The organism is Vibrio sp. 2033 (assembly GCF_033339735.1).
In genome coordinates this window covers 1-514 of the sequence record NZ_JAWOVC010000858.1, presented here as the reverse complement: position 1 = coordinate 514, position 514 = coordinate 1, and the positions used below count along the sequence as shown (strand labels likewise).

Annotated in this window: 2 protein-coding genes; both read right to left on the bottom strand. The window is 43.6% G+C overall.

Annotated features, from left to right (window positions below):
* Nucleotides 1–259 (bottom strand): lytic murein transglycosylase (locus R7P74_RS29490; protein ID WP_318124302.1); only part of this gene is annotated, 259 nt, incomplete at its 3' end.
* Nucleotides 260–303: 44 nt separating this feature from the next.
* On the bottom strand, nucleotides 304–514 hold a 211-nt coding region (locus R7P74_RS29485), incomplete at its 5' end, for a YcgL domain-containing protein (protein WP_140164126.1).

Sequence of the window (514 nt, the reverse complement as noted above, 5' to 3'; positions counted from 1 at the left end):
GCTTTACTTTCCACTCAGTGACTGCACGAGAAATGTATTCATCCAACGTCAGTTTTTTCTCTGGTTGGTTGCGGTCTGCTGTTACTGCTCTCGGTTTGTATTCAACATTTGCGAAAGCGGCGCTGATTACCTGCTCTGAGATACCTTGGTTACGCGCTTCTGCACGCAATTTACCTAAGTATTCTTCAAAACCCTCGCTACTTGCAAAGGCTGAGGTACATACGCCAACGCTAAGCATTGTAGCCAGTATTTTTTTCATATTGCCCTCCTTGAGCAAGGCAGAAGTCTCAGAAAGAAGCCGAGTTACTGTTCGTTCTTTTGCTGAGCTTTTTGTTCTTTGTACTTTTCTAATAGGTTTTCCGGCGGTGGAGGAACCTGCAGAAAGAAGCCATCATTTTGTAATGAAGCCTTCACTTTTTCGATATCTACTTGTGCCAATTTACGACCATCAAGTTTAATCGTCATGACAGGAATAGGCTTACCGAACATCTGCATTAAGGTGTCAGGAACCTGT